General features: G+C 41.4%; 21 protein-coding genes. 9 read left to right on the top strand and 12 right to left on the bottom strand.

Going from position 1 to position 17,596, the window contains the following annotated elements; all coding sequences use genetic code 11:
* Window positions 1-18 precede the first annotated feature (18 nt).
* The 5 genes from C6Y06_RS05680 to C6Y06_RS05660 form a co-directional block, all read right to left on the bottom strand.
* On the bottom strand, window positions 19-597 hold the full coding sequence (locus C6Y06_RS05680) for a TetR/AcrR family transcriptional regulator (RefSeq protein ID WP_034620016.1): 579 nt from the start codon (window positions 595-597) through the stop codon (window positions 19-21).
* Between the two features lie 174 nt (window positions 598-771).
* A complete protein-coding gene (gene hemY / locus C6Y06_RS05675) occupies window positions 772-2,184 on the bottom strand; it encodes a protoporphyrinogen oxidase (protein ID WP_106036611.1) in 1,413 nt (470 codons plus the stop codon).
* A gap of 22 nt (window positions 2,185-2,206) precedes the next feature.
* Entirely contained in the window at window positions 2,207-3,145 is a 939-nt protein-coding gene (gene hemH / locus C6Y06_RS05670; RefSeq protein WP_034663560.1) for a ferrochelatase, read from the bottom strand.
* 32 nt (window positions 3,146-3,177) lie between these two features.
* Window positions 3,178-4,236, bottom strand: a complete 1,059-nt coding sequence (gene hemE, locus C6Y06_RS05665; protein ID WP_060595926.1) for a uroporphyrinogen decarboxylase — start codon at window positions 4,234-4,236, stop codon at window positions 3,178-3,180.
* Between the two features lie 124 nt (window positions 4,237-4,360).
* On the bottom strand, window positions 4,361-6,496 hold the full coding sequence (locus C6Y06_RS05660) for a transglycosylase domain-containing protein (RefSeq protein ID WP_060595925.1): 2,136 nt from the start codon (window positions 6,494-6,496) through the stop codon (window positions 4,361-4,363).
* A 127-nt stretch (window positions 6,497-6,623) separates the two neighbouring features.
* Between C6Y06_RS05660 and C6Y06_RS05655 the strand changes: the two genes are divergently transcribed.
* Entirely contained in the window at window positions 6,624-7,109 is a 486-nt protein-coding gene (locus C6Y06_RS05655) for an antibiotic biosynthesis monooxygenase family protein (protein WP_060595924.1), read from the top strand.
* Between the two features lie 64 nt (window positions 7,110-7,173).
* Here the strand turns inward: C6Y06_RS05655 and C6Y06_RS05650 are convergent, their stop codons facing one another.
* Window positions 7,174-7,461 (bottom strand): hypothetical protein, encoded by a 288-nt coding sequence (locus C6Y06_RS05650; RefSeq protein WP_223251434.1) that lies wholly within the window; start codon window positions 7,459-7,461, stop codon window positions 7,174-7,176.
* Between the two features lie 148 nt (window positions 7,462-7,609).
* Here C6Y06_RS05650 and C6Y06_RS05645 point away from each other — a divergent pair, with 148 nt between their 5' ends.
* On the top strand, window positions 7,610-8,797 hold the full coding sequence (locus C6Y06_RS05645; protein WP_106036610.1) for a M20 family metallopeptidase: 1,188 nt from the start codon (window positions 7,610-7,612) through the stop codon (window positions 8,795-8,797).
* 225 nt (window positions 8,798-9,022) lie between these two features.
* Here C6Y06_RS05645 and C6Y06_RS05640 read toward each other — a convergent pair whose 3' ends face one another.
* The 3 genes from C6Y06_RS05640 to C6Y06_RS05630 are packed head-to-tail and all read right to left on the bottom strand — an operon-like array spanning window position 9,023 to window position 11,737.
* On the bottom strand, window positions 9,023-9,730 hold the full coding sequence (locus tag C6Y06_RS05640) for an EcsC family protein (RefSeq protein WP_060595922.1): 708 nt from the start codon (window positions 9,728-9,730) through the stop codon (window positions 9,023-9,025).
* A gap of 53 nt (window positions 9,731-9,783) precedes the next feature.
* Complete coding sequence (locus tag C6Y06_RS05635) at window positions 9,784-11,004, bottom strand: ABC transporter permease (protein WP_060595920.1); 1,221 nt, start codon at window positions 11,002-11,004, stop codon at window positions 9,784-9,786.
* Window positions 10,997-11,737 (bottom strand): ABC transporter ATP-binding protein, encoded by a 741-nt coding sequence (locus C6Y06_RS05630; RefSeq protein WP_003212171.1) that lies wholly within the window; start codon window positions 11,735-11,737, stop codon window positions 10,997-10,999. The genes C6Y06_RS05635 and C6Y06_RS05630 overlap by 8 nt, the downstream gene beginning before the upstream one ends.
* A gap of 485 nt (window positions 11,738-12,222) precedes the next feature.
* On the opposite strand from C6Y06_RS05630, the gene C6Y06_RS05625 reads away from it, so the two are divergent.
* From C6Y06_RS05625 to C6Y06_RS05615, 3 genes are all read left to right on the top strand, one after another.
* A complete protein-coding gene (locus C6Y06_RS05625; RefSeq protein ID WP_034663580.1) occupies window positions 12,223-12,651 on the top strand; it encodes an HIT family protein in 429 nt (142 codons plus the stop codon).
* A 159-nt stretch (window positions 12,652-12,810) separates the two neighbouring features.
* Window positions 12,811-13,890 carry a 3-phosphoserine/phosphohydroxythreonine transaminase gene (serC, locus tag C6Y06_RS05620; RefSeq protein ID WP_106036609.1) on the top strand — a complete coding sequence of 360 codons (1,080 nt, stop codon included), beginning with the start codon at window positions 12,811-12,813 and terminating at the stop codon, window positions 13,888-13,890.
* Between the two features lie 125 nt (window positions 13,891-14,015).
* Entirely contained in the window at window positions 14,016-14,534 is a 519-nt protein-coding gene (locus C6Y06_RS05615; RefSeq protein ID WP_024425455.1) for a tryptophan transporter, read from the top strand.
* A 48-nt stretch (window positions 14,535-14,582) separates the two neighbouring features.
* Here C6Y06_RS05615 and yhzF read toward each other — a convergent pair whose 3' ends face one another.
* Entirely contained in the window at window positions 14,583-14,774 is a 192-nt protein-coding gene (gene yhzF / locus C6Y06_RS05610) for a membrane protein YhzF (RefSeq protein ID WP_003211362.1), read from the bottom strand.
* 128 nt (window positions 14,775-14,902) lie between these two features.
* Between yhzF and C6Y06_RS05605 the strand changes: the two genes are divergently transcribed.
* Both C6Y06_RS05605 and C6Y06_RS05600 read left to right on the top strand, forming a co-directional pair.
* A complete protein-coding gene (locus tag C6Y06_RS05605) occupies window positions 14,903-15,259 on the top strand; it encodes a YtxH domain-containing protein (RefSeq protein ID WP_034663584.1) in 357 nt (118 codons plus the stop codon).
* A gap of 187 nt (window positions 15,260-15,446) precedes the next feature.
* Window positions 15,447-16,067 (top strand): HTH-type transcriptional regulator Hpr, encoded by a 621-nt coding sequence (locus C6Y06_RS05600; RefSeq protein ID WP_034663587.1) that lies wholly within the window; start codon window positions 15,447-15,449, stop codon window positions 16,065-16,067.
* Here the strand turns inward: C6Y06_RS05600 and C6Y06_RS05595 are convergent.
* Window positions 16,045-16,389 carry a YhaI family protein gene (locus C6Y06_RS05595; RefSeq protein ID WP_106036608.1) on the bottom strand — a complete coding sequence of 115 codons (345 nt, stop codon included), beginning with the start codon at window positions 16,387-16,389 and terminating at the stop codon, window positions 16,045-16,047. The genes C6Y06_RS05600 and C6Y06_RS05595 overlap by 23 nt on opposite strands.
* A gap of 233 nt (window positions 16,390-16,622) precedes the next feature.
* Between C6Y06_RS05595 and C6Y06_RS05590 the strand changes: the two genes are divergently transcribed.
* A complete protein-coding gene (locus tag C6Y06_RS05590; protein ID WP_060595916.1) occupies window positions 16,623-17,141 on the top strand; it encodes a DUF3267 domain-containing protein in 519 nt (172 codons plus the stop codon).
* An 82-nt stretch (window positions 17,142-17,223) separates the two neighbouring features.
* On the top strand, window positions 17,224-17,409 hold the full coding sequence (locus C6Y06_RS20295; protein WP_072368131.1) for a hypothetical protein: 186 nt from the start codon (window positions 17,224-17,226) through the stop codon (window positions 17,407-17,409).
* 53 nt (window positions 17,410-17,462) lie between these two features.
* On the opposite strand, the gene C6Y06_RS05580 is transcribed toward C6Y06_RS20295, so the two are convergent.
* Entirely contained in the window at window positions 17,463-17,552 is a 90-nt protein-coding gene (locus tag C6Y06_RS05580) for a YjcZ family sporulation protein (protein WP_017360317.1), read from the bottom strand.
* Window positions 17,553-17,596: the final 44 nt, after the last annotated feature.

Raw genomic sequence — 17,596 nt, 5'->3', positions numbered from 1 at the left:
ATATGAACTCAAAAAAAATTATGTTGTTGCAGATAGTCCTTTTAAGACATAAAGCTCCAGCGATTCGGCTACCTCTTCTTTTGTTAAAGGCTCGTATCGCTTTTCCCAATCAAAAATCAGTGCAATATATAGTTTCACCATCACAAATGCAGTCAATTCAGGATCACAAGGCTTAATGTCGCCTTTATCCATCGCTTCTTGTACTTTCATTTTGATATAGCGAATGATCATCTGCTCCATCTTTTCGATCATTTCCTTGACCGCTGACGTGCCAAGCTCCGCATTTTCCTGAAAAATCTTAATTGTGAGCTGGTGGTTTTTTCGAAATTCTAAAATTGCAAAGAGTGCTAAGTGAAGGTTTTCAGAGAAACTATTCTTCTCATCAATCGCCTCATCCGCAATTTTCCTCATCTCTAGTAAAAGGGATGTGAAAATTTCATCGAACAACTCTTCTTTGTTTTTGAAAAATGTATAAATGGTTCCTTTCCCGACGTTGGCAAGCTTCGCCACGAGGTCCATTGTGGTCGCTTTATACCCGAATTGAGTAAATGCCTTCGTCGCACCATCTAAAATCATTTGTCTCCTATCAACACTCATGATCTCACTCCCGAAATGACTATTTGAACGTTTTGGTCATTAAGTACAGAAAGTAATATACCATATCCCTTTCCCCGGATGCAACAACTTTGTTCACATTTATGATTCCCAACTCTTTTCGAATGATTCGAACATGAAAAACTCCCTTTCCATGACAGAAAAGGGAGTTGTTTTTTATGAAAATAGATACGATACAGCTTCTGAGATGGCGGCTTTTCCTTGATCAATACAATCAGGGATTCCAACACCTTCAAAAGCAGCACCTGTGATATAAACACCAGGATATGATTGCTTAAACGTTTCTCGCATGTTCGAAATAGCTTTTTGATGACCGACGTGATATTGCGGCATACTGGTCTTCCAGCGAGTCACTGTCGTCAATTCTGGATCTGCTTTAATATCCATGATTCTCTTTAAATCTTCAAGCACGATGCTGACGATTTGACTGTCTGACTGCTCGACAATCGATTCGTCGCCAGCTTTTCCGACATACGCACGCAATAGCGTTTTTCCTTTCGGAGCTGTATGCGGCCATTTTTTGTTTGTCCATGTACAGGCCGTAATAGAGAAATCACTGTTTCTTGAGATGACAAAACCAGTGCCGTCATATTCATTATGAACATCCTCTTCTTTAAAACCGAGTGCTACCGTTGCAACAGAAGTAGAGGTCATGTCATGCAAATACTCAAGCCCTGCTTCTTTAGGAAACATGGAATAGATCGATTGATGCGGAGTCGTGACAATGGTTGAATCGGCAAAAAGCGTTTGACCGCTGTCTAATTGCACACCATAGCCTCCCTCTGTTTTTTCAATCTGCTTCACTTTTGTCCCTTTATACACCGTTGTCAGCTTGAGCTTACTTTCTACTGCTTCCACAAGCGACTGCAGTCCTTGATTGATCGTTTGGAACTGTCCTTGTTTTTTCGCAGTCACTTGCTGTGCTTTCGCATGCTGCTGTGATTTTTTCATCCCAAGAATCAAACTGCGATGCTGCTGTTCTGTTTGATAAAATTGCGGGAAGGTGGACATTAAGCTCAGGCGGTCAATATCCCCTGCGTAAATGCCTGATAGAAGCGGCTCGATTAAATTCTCAACGACCTCATCACCCACACGTCTTCTAAAAAATTCACCAAGCGACTGATCTTCGGTCTGCTTGCTTTTTGGCAACACGAAATCCATCGCCGCTCTCGCTTTTCCCGCAACTGAAAAAAGACCAGTTGTAATAAATGGGCTGATTTGAGTTGGAATACCCATCACAGCACCCTTTGGCATCGGATGAAGGGTTTCGTTGACTAGTACATACGCTTGCCCAGTTTCATTATTGACGAGCTGATCGGACAGACCGACATCCTTAGCCAGCTGCGGTCCACTGACTTTTCTTTCTAAAAATGAATCAGGTCCACGTTCGATGATGTAGCCGTCTTTATATAATGTTTGGATTTTTCCACCTAGCCTAGGGCTCGCTTCAATAAGAGATATTTGAATCGGAAGACCTTTTTCTTCGACTTCCTTTTCCAAATAGAAGGCGGCGGCTAAACCAGTGATGCCACCGCCAATGATGACAAGGTGTTTTTGATTGTCATACATAGGATCGCCTTCTTTTATATGATTACTTGCTTTCGTCAAGCTTCTTTAATACGACTGTTGCCAGAGCATCAATAAATGCTGGTTTCGCATTTGGCATTTCTGGACGATAGTAGGCTGCACCAATTTCATCTGTCACGACTTTACATTCATAATCGTTGTCGTATAACACTTCAAGATGGTCAGCGACAAAACCAACAGGCACATACACGAATGTTTGATAGCCTTTTTGTTCAAATAAATCCCGCGTTAAGTCTTGCACGTCTGGTCCAAGCCATGGATCCGGCGTGTTGCCTTCACTTTGCCAGCCAATTTCATAGTGTTCAATTCCCGCACCTTCCGCAATCATTTTGGCCGATTGTGCGAGCTGATCAGGATATGGATCTCCTGCTGCAATAATTTTTTCAGGCAGACTGTGTGCAGACACAATAAGTACCGCGGAATCTCGTTCCTCTTGACTCATTGATGCATACGTATCCTTCACTTGTTTCACCCAATAGTCCACAAACTTCGGCTCATCGTACCAGCTTTCAACAGACGTAATCTGTAAATTGCCCAGCTTGTCTGCCTCATCTTGTGCACGTTTGTTATACGATTTCACACTAAAGGTTGAGAAATGCGGCGCAAGAACGATACTCACAGCTTCTGTAATGCCGTCCTTGTGCATTTCAGCAACTGCATCCTCAATGAAAGGCTCGATATGTTTTAAGCCAATGTAGACATGAAATTCAATGTCGTCTTGAATGTCATTCAAGTGCTCACACAAACCATTTGCCTGCTGCTCTGTAATTTTTGATAAAGGAGAAATACCGCCGATTGCCTTGTAGCGATCCTTTAAATCTTGCAGCATTTCTGGCTCCGGCTTTCTGCCTCTACGAATATGTGTATAATAACGCTCAATGTCTTCTTCTTTATATGGGGTGCCATATGCCATGACAAGAAGCCCCATTTTCTTTTTCTCCACAACCAACACTCCTTCAGATCATTTGAAATAGTTTAGATGGATGTTTTTTTATGTTTAGCTGAATAGTCGTGAATAAAATCGGTCAGCTTCTTTAACGTATCTGGTGAAACATCTGGAAATACCCCATGACCTAAGTTAAAGATGAAGTGATCTGATTTCATCCCTTGATCTAAAATATCTTTTGCTCTCTCTTCAATGACTTCCCAAGGAGAAAGTAAGATCGTTGGATCAAGATTCCCTTGTAACGTTTTTGTGAGCCCTTCTTTTCGAGCCTCGTCTACACTCATACGCCAATCCAGTCCAACGACATCTAGCGGCAGGTCATGCCAATCTTTCACCAGATGGCTTGCCCCAACTCCGTACATGATCATTGGTACATTTTCACTCTTCAACTCTGTGAAAATTCGCTGCATGACAGGTTTAATGAATGTCCGGTAATCTGCTGCATTTAAAGCACCAACCCATGAGTCAAAGATTTGAAACGCACTGATCCCTGCTTTTACCTGCGCACGTATGTACGTGATCGTCATATCAGCTAATTTGTTCATGAGCAGCATCCATGTCTCAGGCTCACTGTACATCAGCGCTTTTGTTTTATGATAGTTTTTAGATGGGCCGCCTTCAATCATATAGCTTGCCATCGTAAATGGTGCACCGGCAAAACCAATGAGCGGTACATTCAGCTGCTCCTTCGTTAAAAGCTGAATGGTATCAAGCACATATGGCAGGTCTTCTTCAGGATGAAGCTCCCCAAGACGTTCAATATCTGCTTTTGTCCGAATCGGTGAATCAATCACAGGTCCAATTCCATTTTTAATTTCAACGTCCACTCCAATAGCCGGAAGCGGGGTCATAATATCTTTATATAAAATAGCGGCATCTACACCATATTGTTCTACAGGAAGTCTTGTTACATAAGCACATAACTCTGGCTGATGCGTAATTTCAAATAGCCCGTATTTTTCTTTAAGGGCACGATATTCAGGCTGTGAGCGTCCTGCCTGTCTCATATACCAAACTGGTACATGGTCTGTTTTTTCCCCTTTGCACGCCTTTAAGAACGTGTCATTAAAAGCCTTCGTTTTTCCCATTACCTTTCATTCCACCTTTCGCCTTACACGCTCTTTGTATAAGGCTCAAACACTGCTTTTACTATACCGCTTTTTCAAGGCACGGTATACTAAAGCGGCTCAATGTTCAAAAATTCGCCGAATATTAACGTCCAAAAGCCTCTGGCTTGACATACGGACTGCCTTCTCCTTCTTCTTGCGTTTGGGTATTATATGGAACAACCTTATACTCCGCATCTGAAAACACGTTGGCATACGGCATTGTGTAGCTGCCCACGCCTGTCACTGAATCGATCAGCGTCTCGTTTCCATTTCTCTTCTCATAAATACGGTATTCAACCCGTTTATCCTCCTGCTTGTCCCAAGAAAGCTCTAATGTAAACAATCCTTTGATTTTAAACGCATAGCGGGCTTCAAATCCTGAAAGTCCCTCTAAATGGATTGGCGATTGAAGTTCTTTAATTCCCTCTGGTTTTTCAAACGTTTCATTGGTGATTTGGGCTGTCGTTAAAATATCTTTAAACAGCTGCACTGGGTATTGACTGCCGCCAGTTAAATAGTGACTGTTATCGGTTGTGTCATACCCCATCCAGATCGCACCCGTTGTACTAGGCGTATAGCCGGCAAACCAAGCATCTTTTGTTGCACCTTTCACACCTGAATATGTGGTCGTGCCTGTTTTACCTGCTAAATCTCCAGCATATGAACCGCTCTGGGCTGTTCCGCCTTTGACGACTTGCTGCAGCATTCTTGTCATATTCCAAGCATTCTGCACGCTAAACACTCGTTCTGGCTTACTGCGATTCTTCTCTACCGTTTCTCCTTCATCATTGGTGATTTTTTGAATGAAGAAAGGCTTTTTATATACGCCTTCATTTGCAAATGTGTGGAAAGCTCCAGCGATTTGAAGTGGAGAAACCCCTTTTTCTAAGCCGCCAAGTGCCATGGCAAGTCCTTTATCCGAAATCTCCATTCCCATTTTCTCGAGATATGATTTCGAGGTATCAATACCAAGCTCGCTTAATGTCCACACCGCAGCTGTATTCTTACTTTTCATGAGCGCATCCACCATTGTGACCCTGCCTTCATACTGCCCATCGTAATTCTTTGGTGAATAGCCGTCATAGCTTTTTTCTTTGTCTTCAAGCAGGGAATAAGGTCGGAATTTTTTCTCCTGCATTGCCGGACCATATACCGCGATCGGCTTGAAAACAGATCCAGGCTGTCTAACAGCGGTCACCCTGTTATAGCCCCTCGCTTGATATTCTCGTCCTCCAATCGCTGCTTTTACTCCGCCAGACTCATTATCAATAAAGATGGCACTGCTTTCAGGAGAACCGCTTTTTCCCGGGAAATAACGGTTGTTTTTCATCGCATCGTAAGCGACCTTTTGCAGATTCATATCGATCGGAACTGTAATGGTATAACCACCTTGAAGCAATTGCTCATGTGAAATGGCATACTCTGATTCTGCCTCCTTAATGATGAGATCGACATAGCTGTCGACCCAAGGCGTTTCTGATTTCTTTTTCAAATGAATGCCTAGTGTTCTCCCTTTTGCTTCTACTGTTTCTGTTGATGATAAATATCCTTGCTCATTCATTAAATTAAGGATGGTGTCCCGCCTTTGTTTATTTTTATCAGGGTGTAAAACAGGCGAGTAAGTAGACGGCGCTTTTGGCATCGCAGCGAGTGTAGCCCCTTCGCTGACAGTTAAATCTTTCACATCTTTACTAAAGTAATAATTGGCTGCTGCCTGAATACCGTAGACGCCATGACCGAAGTAAAGCTGATTCAGATACATCTCGAGCAGTTTATCCTTTGAATAATCTCTTTCTAAATTAATGGCAATAATGACTTCTTTTGTTTTTCGAAGAAAGGTTTTGTCATTTGTGAGAAAAATATTTTTTGCGAGCTGCTGAGTGATTGTACTGCCGCCCTCTACCTTTCCTCCTGCTAATATATCTCGATAAACCGCCCTTGAAATTGACTGTGCATCAATACCATGATGCTCATAAAATCGTTTGTCCTCGACAGCCACAAAAGCTTTCGCTACTTTATCAGGTACCTCCTTTAATGAGACAGGGTCCCGATTTTCTGAATACATACTTGTAAGTTCTTTTCCATTCTGATCAATGATTTGGGATGAAGCGTGAAAAACAAGCTTCTTTTCATCTATGACATAATGTCCTAAAAATAAAATGGTCAGATAGCCAATAAATGAAAGTACGATGGTACTTCCTGCAATGACTAATGGAATGATTATCTTCTTTTTCTTCAAATTAGGTCACCTCATTCCTTTATACGGATAGTATGGGATGTATTGCTTCATAATATGTTTTATGGATTGACTACCAAAGAATTATATATCATTCTTTTGTTATACTATCAAGCAGGAGGCGGTTTAGATGAATGTCTATATCACATATGGAACAGCAGATTTCTTGCATAAAATCACAAAGAAACACGATCAGGAAAATCTGCTTTATATGGTCGGAAAAGAACAAGCAGCTCTTTTCCATGAGACGGAGGGCGAGACTGTTTTTAAAGCCCCTCATGCCTATGATGTGATTTATGCGAAAGGTGAGCTAGTCCAATCTGGCTTCGTCACCTTGAATCATATCCCTGTGAAGCTTGAAAGCAGAGCACTTTTTGAATCTACTTTTCAGAAGAAGACGAACATCTCGGAACATCAGCGGGGCTTCCAGGCTCTTCGAGTGTTAAGACCGAAAAAAGATGAAGAAGTGTATTTGATTATGACACTTTGGGAATCAGAGGACTTATTTGAAGACTTTCAAGAATCAGAAGCGTTCTTTCAGCCAAACGAGGATACTGGCTCCATCTTCTCTCGTCCTGCTTTTCTCACATCCTATCATGCCGTTACAGACAATTAAGGAAGTGCTGAAAGCAGCACTTCTTTTTTTCATGAAAAAAAGCCCAATAGCTGGGCTTTTCATTTTATCGTCGTGATGTCAGCTCGTACCGATGAATGATCGGCTGAAGCACATAAAAATTCAATAGTATCCATCCTAATAAGATCGGCCACTTCAACATAGGTGAAGCACCTTTCAATTGAATGAGCATCACCAATAGCGGAATCAAGCAGATCATGAAAAAACTCATCTTGGAGACAAAGGTTTCTTTGACTTGATGACGACAGCTTGGACACATCATCATTTTCGTATGTGATAATTGAAACTTTTCAACGAAAGAAAATGCTTTTGAACAATTTGGACAGCTTCCCAACACGATTCCTCCCTTTCCCCGCTTCATATCAACTTCGACTTTTATGTAAAATGACCTTTTGATGCAGCATGCGAAATCCTCTTCTGTTGAAAGATTCTAACAATTACCATACAATCAGTAAAAGAGCATGAAGGAGGTTTTCGACTCAATGACAATATCCACTTTACAAAAAAGCATTAATGAACGTCTTGATGAACATTATAAGGAAATGGTTGAAATTAGACGCCATCTCCACATGAATCCTGAACTTTCTTTCCAGGAAGAAGAAACAGCCGCTTTCATCGCCAACTACTATGACACATTACATATACCAACACGTACACAGGTGGGCGGCCATGGTGTACTCGCCTTTATCGAAGGAGCTTCTCCGGGGCCGACGATTGCCCTCAGGGCTGATTTTGATGCACTTCCCATCCATGATGAAAAGGAAGTGCCTTACAAATCAACAAAGCCAGGTGTGATGCATGCATGCGGGCACGATGGGCACACAGCGACACTACTTGTCTTAGCGAAAATCTTGAATGAGCACCGCGATCAATTAAAAGGGAAAATCGTCCTCATTCATCAGCACGCAGAAGAATATGCGCCAGGCGGTGCAAAACCAATGATTGAAGACGGCTGCTTAGACGGTGTCGATGTCATATTCGGTACGCACCTTTGGTCTCCAGAGCCTTGTGGCACCGTTCTTTATAAAAGCGGGAACTTTATGGCAGCCGCCGACCGCTTCTCTATTCGAGTTCAGGGGAAAGGCGGACACGGCGCACAGCCTCACTTAACGAAAGATGCCGTACTCATCGGTTCACAAATCGTCGCAAACCTGCAGCAAGTCGTTGCCCGTAAAGTCAATCCAGTTGATTCTGCTGTTGTATCTGTTGGAGGTTTTGTGGCAGAGAATGCTTTTAACGTCATTGCAGATTCAGCTGTTTTAACTGGTACTGCACGATCCTTTGAAGAAAGTGCACGACACACCATCGAACGAGAAATTGAACAGGTCGTGAAAGGGGTGTGCGACATGCATGATGCCGACTACACATATGAATATGTGAGAGGATATCCTGCTGTTAAAAATCATCCAAAGCCGACTGAATATATTGCTGACATCGCAAAACAGACAGAAGGTGTCACAGAAGTAAAAGAAGCGGAAACCCAAATGGGTGGAGAAGATTTTGCTTACTACCTTCAGCATGTCCCTGGTACCTTCTTTTACACAGGCGCCATGCCTGAAAACAGCCAAGACGTGTATCCCCATCATCACCCAAAATTTGATATCAACGAAAAAGCAATGCCTGTCGCAGCAAAGGTACTCGCCCGTGCCGTCCTTTCCTACGATGAATGAAAAAAAGCCGCTGTCGCCAGCGGCTTTAGATTATTGACAAAGGGCTAAAATGATTTTTATTTTAGCCCTTTGTCTTCTTTTCAGTGTGATAGAAAACCTTTGAAGTCTAGGAAGGACGAGTACCGGAGCGGAGCGAATTGAACATTCGTGAGCACCGGAACGCAGCCCTGACAACGAATGCGAGGGTTTGTCTACACGCTGATGCCGCTGTCGCCAGCGGCTTTTCTATTTCATTTCTTTCAACACTCGTAAGTGAAACACATGACGAGCGACATCTCCAAGCTGTCCTGTCAGCTGATGATTTGCCACACCGCCAACAGCGGCTCCGACGATCGGCATTAATTGAAATAGCTTCACTAGGTCAATGTAATCTCGATACTCCTGCTGAAAGCTGTACCAATCCATTTCCTCGCAGCTCGTTTCCCAATCATCTATGATGTTCATCATTTTTTGACGATGTGCACTGCCGGAAAAGGCGAGTTGAAATATACAGAGCAAAAAGAGTCTTTCTTCTTTTTGAGACAAATCAAAGCCATAAATACATGCCAGCTCATAAAGACATTTCATCTTAATGCTAAGCAGCAGCGGAAAGTCTGCCATACCGAGCAATATACCACCTGCACCTGTTCCAATTCCTTCGATCGCAGCTGCCTTTTGATAGTACTTCACTTTCTCCTTTGCCAGTTCATTTCGCTCGATGATAGATAATTGCTCATCAATCACCGAAAATGAAGTGAAGTGCGATCCTGATACGGTGGATTCAACCATTGTTTTGACCGCACTTGTGATGACTTGATGAAATCGAGCAGGGATTCGGCGGTTCACCTGCTGCTGAACTCCTTTTGAAAACCGTTCGATCTTCGAAGGTTTTCTTAAAAAACGCGTTTGAAAAAAAATGGCTTCTTCATACAACTCCCGTTCAGCTGCATTCATCCGGACCCCTCCTTGATGTCATCATACGCTTGCTGTCAGAAACATATCTCCGCTTATCTCATCTTTTTTAATCGACTGAGTACGTAAGGCTTGAAGAGGACAAGTACAAATGCCAGCGAAATCAGAAGGGCAAGTCCACTTCCCTGCCATCCTCCTGCCGGGAGTACTGCACAGCTCAGCAATATCGATTGAATAATAAGCACATTACGAACGAGAACAAAAAAGCTCCGATCCTTTTCTTGCTGAGCAACTGGATAAAGTGCCTGTAATGAAAGATGGGAAAAGTGCTTCGTTAACGGCACAAGCTGTACACCTGTGATAAACACGGTGAACAAGACAAGCAGCGCACCCACCCAGCCTGCTGCACCTGTATACAAAATAATCAGCACAAACACGGCGGTTAGCCTAAACACGAGACCAAAATAGTCATTTGAACGTAAAAACGCCCTCACATACATGTAAGAAAAAGTTTTACGCTGGTCATACGGAACAAACTGCAAGAGCCAGTCCATGTATGCTCTTCTTTTCACCTGTTTCTTTAAATGAGGCACATCTGTAAATAAGTTTGCCAGACGATAAAAGCGCTGTTTTCGTTTTAATTCGTCAGAAATATGCAATTCCCATTGAAAAGGCTGTTTTTTTACTGCATTGGTTAAGTAAACGAGATAGACACCATAGATCAGATAAAAAACGATTGCGATTGCATAGGATGCCTGTAAAACGGTATATACCAAAATCATATTCAATAGAAAACGAAGGACTGCATCAAGCCATCTGATCTGTTTTCCTTGAAAATAAGTGATCCTCCATTGAATTGCTGTATTCACACCCTTGATCAAAATCATTTGCGCCAATATCAGCACATACATCTTGAGGCCGCCTGAAGACACCGCAGAATAAAGCGGAAGTGCAACAATGGATACGGCAATAAGAGGAAACAGCTGGGAAATGAAGCTAAAATTAAAAGCTTGTTTTAAATAAGGCTCCATCTTCCCTTCCAAGGGAAGCAAAAACACGAGATCTGCTTCTTTGATCAACGTACGCACGTAAGAGCTTGTCAGCACCAATGAAAAAACAACTGCCATGACCCAGTAGGATGGGAAGTGAGCCGGAATCTGTTTGAGCCAGTTACTATACCAGCTCGCTCCGCCTGCAAGGAAAAAAATGAGCACAATGACAAGATGATCATTGAACATGTATTTTAAATATTTTCTTGTATCTTGCATGTGTTCCTCTAATCGGGATTTCCAAATGGTTTGCGTCATTTTACTCATAGCTTTCTTCCTTTGTTAATTCCAAATAAAGATCATCGAGTGTCGCATCTCTCATATTGAACTGTTCTCTCAGCTCTGTCAGTGTTCCTTTCGCTCTGATTTCCCCTTCGTGCAAAATAATAAAGGAATCACAATAGCGCTCAGCTGTCGCCAAAATATGCGTCGACATCAGGACACTTGCGCCGTTTTTCTTCGCAGCATTCATCCGTTCAAGAAGTGCATTAATCGCAAGAGGATCAAGCCCTAAAAACGGTTCATCGATGATATACAGTTCTGGTTCAACAAGGAATGCACACATAATCATGACCTTCTGTTTCATTCCTTTTGAAAAATGAGCAGGGAACCATTTCAAACGTTTCTCCATTCGAAATTCTTTCAGCAATGACGGCAGACGTTCATCTAATTGTTCCTTTGACAGACCGTAAGCCATCGCTGTCAGCTCTAAATGCTCTTTTAAGGTTAATTCTTCATATAATACAGGTGTTTCTGGAATAAACGTAAATTGCGAACGATACGCCTCTTGATCGTCTTGAAGAGTTCGTCCATTCAATTCAATGACACCTTTATGCGGTTTCATGAGCCCGATGATATGGCGAATGGTTGTGCTTTTCCCCGCCCCGTTTAAGCCGATGAGACCGACGATTTGATTTCTTTCTAATTCAAATGAGATATTTTTTAGAACGGGATTCTTCGTATATCCACCCGTTACATCTTTTACAGTGAGAAGGGACATGAATTCGTTCCTTTCTTTCTTTTTTCTTTATAGTAACAAAAACGAAAGGTAATTTGAAATGTTTACCTTAATCGCGGCATGAATAAAAAATAGGCACTTTGGTCATCATAATGTATGTAGAAGAAATGAACTTGATGACCAATAAGTAAATGAGGTGTTTGTTAAAGGCAAAGAACCGCATGACAAGTTGGTTTTTCATCTAAAAACCTTAGCTTCTGTTTTGCTTCACTGATTCTTGATTTTTGTGTCCTATACAATATGTATACGACAAACCAAAACGTCAAATGAGGTGTTTACGGCAGAAATAGCAGGCATACGAATTCTTTATTTCAGTAAATAGAGAATTCAAAAGGCATATCGAATGAAAGCATCAGCATTTCTTCTGCAGGAGCAGGATGAGCGACCAAAGGAGTTCGCTTGTCCTGTTTTCTTTTTTGCTTCTTTTTGTGATACGATGAAGGAAAATGAATGAGGAGTGACATGACGTGAGCGATTGTATTTTTTGCAAGATTATTGATGGAGACATTCCATGTGCAAAAGTATATGAAGACGAGCATGTATTGGCTTTTCTAGATATTAGCCAAGTAACAAAAGGACATACCCTTGTAATCCCGAAAATACATAAAGAAAATATCTACGAGATGACACCAGAAGTGTCTAATCACTACTTCCAAGCGATTCCGAAAATTGCAAGAGCAATCAAACAGGAATTTGAACCAATTGGGTTAAACCTTCTAAACAACAACGGCGAAAAAGCCGGACAATCTGTGTTCCATTACCATATGCATATCATTCCGCGCTACGGAAAAGGCGATGGCTTTGGTGCTGTATGGAAATCACATCAAGAGCAATACACGTCAGAGGATTTAAAAGATATTTCTTCTGCCATCCACACGCGGCTTACCTCATCTTAATAGATGAGGTTTTTCTTATTTCTGCCCCTTTTTATCGCTTTCAACTCTTAATAGTAAGATATTTAAAACGATTCAAATTTTTCGTCCAATTGCTTCAAATTTGTGATAGGATGGTTTTATCTTTTGATCCATTAACGCGAGAAATAGGGAGAGATTGTGATGAAGCGAACGACGAATTTTAATGCTGGTCCGGCGGCACTGCCGCTAGAAGTGCTTCAAAAAGCACAGGAAGAACTTGTTGATTTTAAACAAACTGGGATGTCTGTGATGGAGCTGTCTCATCGCAGCGGTGAATATGAAGAAGTCCACAATAAGGCAAAAGCACTGTTGGTGGAACTGATGGACATTCCTGAAGATTACGAAGTCCTCTTTTTACAGGGCGGAGCTAGTCTTCAATTTGCGATGATTCCTATGAACTTCTTACATGAAGGCGAAACGGCTCATTTCATTCAAACAGGCGCTTGGTCAGAAAAAGCATTATCAGAAGCACAAGGGTTTGGTGAAACATCTGTGTTTGCTTCAAGTGAAGACGACAACTACTCGTATATTCCAGAAGTAGATGCCTCCGGTTTAACAGATGGCGCTTATTTACACATCACATCAAACAATACGATCTTCGGCACTCAGTGGAAAACGTTCCCTGGTACATCATTACCGCTTATTGCAGATATGTCCAGTGATATTCTCAGCAAAAAAATCGATGTTTCTCAATTTGATTTCATTTATGCTGGGGCACAAAAAAACTTAGGGCCTTCTGGTATCACGATTGTGATCGCGCGCAAACGTTTATTAGAGAAAGAGAAAAGCAGCACACCGAAAATATTAAAATATTCAACACACGCAAAAGCCAACTCTCTTTATCACACACCACCGACTTTTGCGATTTATATGCTGTCTCTTGTCCTTGAGCATGTCAAACAGGCTGGCGGCGTAGAAGCAGCGGAAAAACGCAATGAACAAAAAGCAGGCATTCTCTACGACACAATTGATCAAAGCGGCGGTTTTTACAAAGGACACGCACGCACTGACAGCCGTTCGCATATGAATGTCACGTTTACCCTTCGTGATGATGCGCTCACTGCTTCCTTTGTAGAGAAAGCAAAGCAGGAACAAATGGTTGGACTTGCCGGTCACCGTTCTGTCGGTGGATGCAGAGCATCTATTTACAATGCGGTATCGATTGAAGAATGCCAAAAGCTTGCGGACTTTATGAAAAAGTTCCAGCAAGAAAATGAGTAAAAAAGCTTTTCTATAGAGAAATAAATTTGTTATAATAACGAGAAATATAAAGTGATGACTCTTGCAATAAATGATGAGCCATATTATTGAAGAGTCCTAAGAGCTTAGCAGAGGAGAGCATAGAAATGAAAACAAAAGAATTAGTGATTATGTCATTGCTTGCAGCAATGGGAGCTGTTTTGCATACGATTTTCCCGCCCATCTTTTTCGGAATGAAACCTGATATGATGCTGGTCATGATGTTTTTAAGCATCATCCTTTTCCCAAAGGTACAGCATGTAGTGGTTATTGCCCTAGTGACTGGCGTCATTTCTGCATTAACAACGGGTTTCCCAGGCGGACAAATTCCAAATATGATTGATAAACCAGTGACAGCCTTTATCTTCCTAGCCCTTTTCTTATCTTGCTTGAAGATAAAGAACAAAGTGGTGCTGACCGCTGTGTTAACTGCGATTGGAACCATCGTATCCGGCGTGATTTTCCTATCTGCCGCTTTACTGATTACTGGACTGCCAGCTGCATTACCGGCACTTCTTGTGGGCGTTGTCCTTCCAGCAGCCGTGATTAATACCATTGCCATGGTATTTGTCTTCCCAATTGCTCAGTCCATTCTAAGGCGTGCAAGAATGATAGAAGTTGCTTAACGAATAATCGAACCTCTTCATAATAGATGAAGAGGTTTTTTCATGCTTTTATAAAAGAAAAAGGGTCAGCAGCAAAATGAGGAGCGAAATCCCTGCACCTGCCGCACACACAAGTGCTTTTTGCTTTAATACATGTTTTGGCGGATAAGACCCTGCATACCCCAGCTGTCTTGCATAATGAATAGAACCACCTGTAAAAACGACACCGATACACGTAAAAACGAACAGAAAGACAGACAACCTTCTCCCCTCCCTTTTCTTCAAAAGTATGCTAAAATAAAGCAAGCTATGTATGGAAGTTCAATGAAGCTGATCGTCAGCTCAGAGAGAACATGCGAATGTGTAAAATTTGACTAGAGGTGATTTGAATGGCTAGTGGACGTTCTTTATTAACAGGATTATTTGTAGGCGGTCTCCTCGGAGGTGCGGCAGTGCTCCTGACGACTCCCTCTTCTGGCAGAGATGTGCGCGGAAAGATGAAAGACGGCTATGACAAATTCGAAGATACGCTGACAAGATTAAAAAGAGATGGACAAGCTTTAAAAGAGCAAATTGTTGAAACAGCAAAAGAAAGCGCAGAGGTCATTAAAGAAGTCGGAACTGAATTACAAGCATCGATTCAGCAATGGCGCGAAGAAATCAAACCTCACCAGCAGGACTTGCAAAAGGAAATTCAGGAAATTGAGGAAAAGCTCAAACAACTGGAGAAAACCTTACAAAACTAATATACTCACGAAAAAATATTCGTTTACAAAAGTGTGCGGGGTGCGTATCCCGCACTTTTTTTGTTGAAAAAAGGTTATTTTGTCAATGTTTTTCATGAGTTTTAAAAATTCTTGAATTTTCAGCTTTATTAATCTTTATTTTATTGGCATAATAGAATTACAAGAAAAAGAGAAGTAGGTGAAATGGATGAATCATTCGGAACAGCCTTTCGATGTAAAAGAAGCACTTTTATTCAGTCAAAGAATGGCCCAATTGAGCAAAGCTCTTTGGAAATCCATTGAAAAGGACTGGCAGCAGTGGATCAAACCGTATAACCTAAATATCAATGAACATCATATTTTGTGGATTGCGTATCAATTAAAAGGAGCTTCAATATCAGAAATTGCAAAGTTTGGCGTCATGCATGTATCAACGGCGTTTAACTTCTCCAAGAAACTGGAGGAACGAGGATTTTTAAAATTTTCTAAAAAGTTAAACGATAAACGCAATACGTATATTGAGCTAACGCCAAAAGGCGAAGAGACATTCCATAAACTACTTGAAGATTATGACCCGGCACGAACTGGTATTGTCAAAGGCGCACAGCCGCTTCATGACATTTACGGAAAGTTCCCTGAGATTTTAGAAATGATGTGTATTATCCGAAACATCTATGGTGAGGATTTCATGGAGATTTTTGAGAAATCGTTTTCAAACATTGAGAAGGACTTTTTGAATGAGCGAGGAAAAGTCACGAAAAAGCCTGAGGAACTTGAAGACTCAGCTGATGCAGCAGAAAAAGCGGCTAAAGCAAATCAAATTGTTTAATGATCTTTATAAATTCATCCATTAACGGCTGAAACAGCCCTTGATCATGCAATGCAAATATCGTCTCATGCACATCCAGCTTTTCAATTAACTGTCCTGCAAAAAGCGCAAGCATATCGTCAAACATGACGTAGCCTTGTGCTTTTTGCTTGTCCATTTCCTCTGAAAGCTCAGCACAAATACGCTCAATTTCCTTCGCCTCTTCTTTCGATACCCGCTGCCTGATCAATAATGCATAATATGGATAACGGCTCATATCGGTCGCCGTCAGCAAAAGTTCCATATAATATTCGAGCTGGCTCATTCGTTCCTCAATACTCATGTACGTTCCCTCTTTCTCTTAGTCTTTCTATTTTAGCCGAAATTACTCATTGACGAAAGAGACGAACCTCCCTCTTCTGTCTTTTTTTCTTGAAAAACCCAAAGTTTCCTCTCTTTATTCCATATGAAGGCAACATTTTATTTTTTTTCACCAAAACCATTGATTTTTATCCTCAGGAAGAGTAAATTATCTTGAGATATTCAATTAGTTTTTTAAGATTGGAAGGATGAAAAATGAATTGTTGGAAGACCATTAATCTTGAAAAGGATTATGGTTATACGAGACTGCTGATTTCAGCCATAAGTCTTGCTATACTTTTTTTCATTATGGCTTTTTTATGTTTTCAACTGACTCATCCTGAAACGAGACTAAGCAGCCACAACGCACCGCTTTTTGCTGTGCTTTTACTTGTGACATTGCTTGTCCACCGTGTGGTTCACTTGATCCCAGTGATGAAAAACAAGAAAAAAATGACGCTATTTAAACGAAATTGCTGGAAGCGTGTGCCAAAGAAAGTAATGCTTTATTCACTTCTCAGTCCATTTTGTTTGATTTCACTGCTTTACTTTGTGTTAGGCGTGGCGTTTCCAATGTATGCACACTATTTTATCATCATCGCAAGTATTCATGCAGGCTATTGTTTGCCTGACTTTTTATTTGCATGGAAACTGCTCAAAGCACCTAAATCCTGCATCATCGATCAAGCCCAAGACGAGTTTGATATTTTAGTTGACCAAACTTCCTCATCATGAGGTTTTTAAAGCCAACTTCTATCTTTTTCATAAAAAATTTGGTAATGTAGTATGGGAATAGCATAGAGAGGGGGGATCTCCGATAGTTTTATTTTACTTCATCGTCTTTGCCGCGTTTATTGTGTATTCAATAAACAGGCTTACTAATACATTATGCCTTGTCAGAGAGATTCCTGAAGAACGGCAAGATAAGGTGTTTCGCTTTATCAATGTATCGATACTGATCTTACTGATCTCATCATTTGTTGAAATTACCATTTCTATTTAAGATCAAAGCAAAAGCTGCCAGTTTGAGGGCAGCTTTTTGTGTATATTGATTGATTAGCAAATCCAAGATGCACCGATAATGATCAATAAGATGAATAACACGACGACTAGTGCAAAACCGCCAGCAAAGACTTCTCCTCCCATGTAAAAACACCTCCTGCCAGTTCTTGCTCTGTTCTAAGCTCAGT

It is taken from the genome of Bacillus sp. MZGC1 (genome assembly GCF_002998605.1).
Classification (GTDB): domain Bacteria; phylum Bacillota; class Bacilli; order Bacillales; family Bacillaceae; genus Bacillus.
Note: the sequence above shows the minus strand (reverse complement) of the source record. Positions and strands in the feature narration are given on the sequence as shown.

Bases quoted from the DNA above. Each gene is read 5' to 3' on its own strand.
- C6Y06_RS05680 (WP_034620016.1), bottom strand. From the start codon at position 597: ATGAGTGTTGATAGGAGACAAATGATTTTAGATGGTGCGACGAAGGCA.
- hemY (WP_106036611.1), bottom strand. From the start codon at position 2,184: ATGTATGACAATCAAAAACACCTTGTCATCATTGGCGGTGGCATCACT.
- hemE (WP_060595926.1), bottom strand. From the start codon at position 4,236: ATGGGAAAAACGAAGGCTTTTAATGACACGTTCTTAAAGGCGTGCAAA.
- C6Y06_RS05655 (WP_060595924.1), top strand. From the start codon at position 6,624: ATGAATGTCTATATCACATATGGAACAGCAGATTTCTTGCATAAAATC.
- C6Y06_RS05645 (WP_106036610.1), top strand. From the start codon at position 7,610: ATGACAATATCCACTTTACAAAAAAGCATTAATGAACGTCTTGATGAA.
- C6Y06_RS05640 (WP_060595922.1), bottom strand. From the start codon at position 9,730: ATGAATGCAGCTGAACGGGAGTTGTATGAAGAAGCCATTTTTTTTCAA.
- C6Y06_RS05635 (WP_060595920.1), bottom strand. From the start codon at position 11,004: ATGAGTAAAATGACGCAAACCATTTGGAAATCCCGATTAGAGGAACAC.
- C6Y06_RS05630 (WP_003212171.1), bottom strand. From the start codon at position 11,737: ATGTCCCTTCTCACTGTAAAAGATGTAACGGGTGGATATACGAAGAAT.
- serC (WP_106036609.1), top strand. From the start codon at position 12,811: ATGAAGCGAACGACGAATTTTAATGCTGGTCCGGCGGCACTGCCGCTA.
- C6Y06_RS05615 (WP_024425455.1), top strand. From the start codon at position 14,016: ATGAAAACAAAAGAATTAGTGATTATGTCATTGCTTGCAGCAATGGGA.
- C6Y06_RS05605 (WP_034663584.1), top strand. From the start codon at position 14,903: ATGGCTAGTGGACGTTCTTTATTAACAGGATTATTTGTAGGCGGTCTC.
- C6Y06_RS05600 (WP_034663587.1), top strand. From the start codon at position 15,447: ATGAATCATTCGGAACAGCCTTTCGATGTAAAAGAAGCACTTTTATTC.
- C6Y06_RS05595 (WP_106036608.1), bottom strand. From the start codon at position 16,389: ATGAGTATTGAGGAACGAATGAGCCAGCTCGAATATTATATGGAACTT.
- C6Y06_RS05590 (WP_060595916.1), top strand. From the start codon at position 16,623: ATGAATTGTTGGAAGACCATTAATCTTGAAAAGGATTATGGTTATACG.
- C6Y06_RS05580 (WP_017360317.1), bottom strand. From the start codon at position 17,552: ATGGGAGGAGAAGTCTTTGCTGGCGGTTTTGCACTAGTCGTCGTGTTA.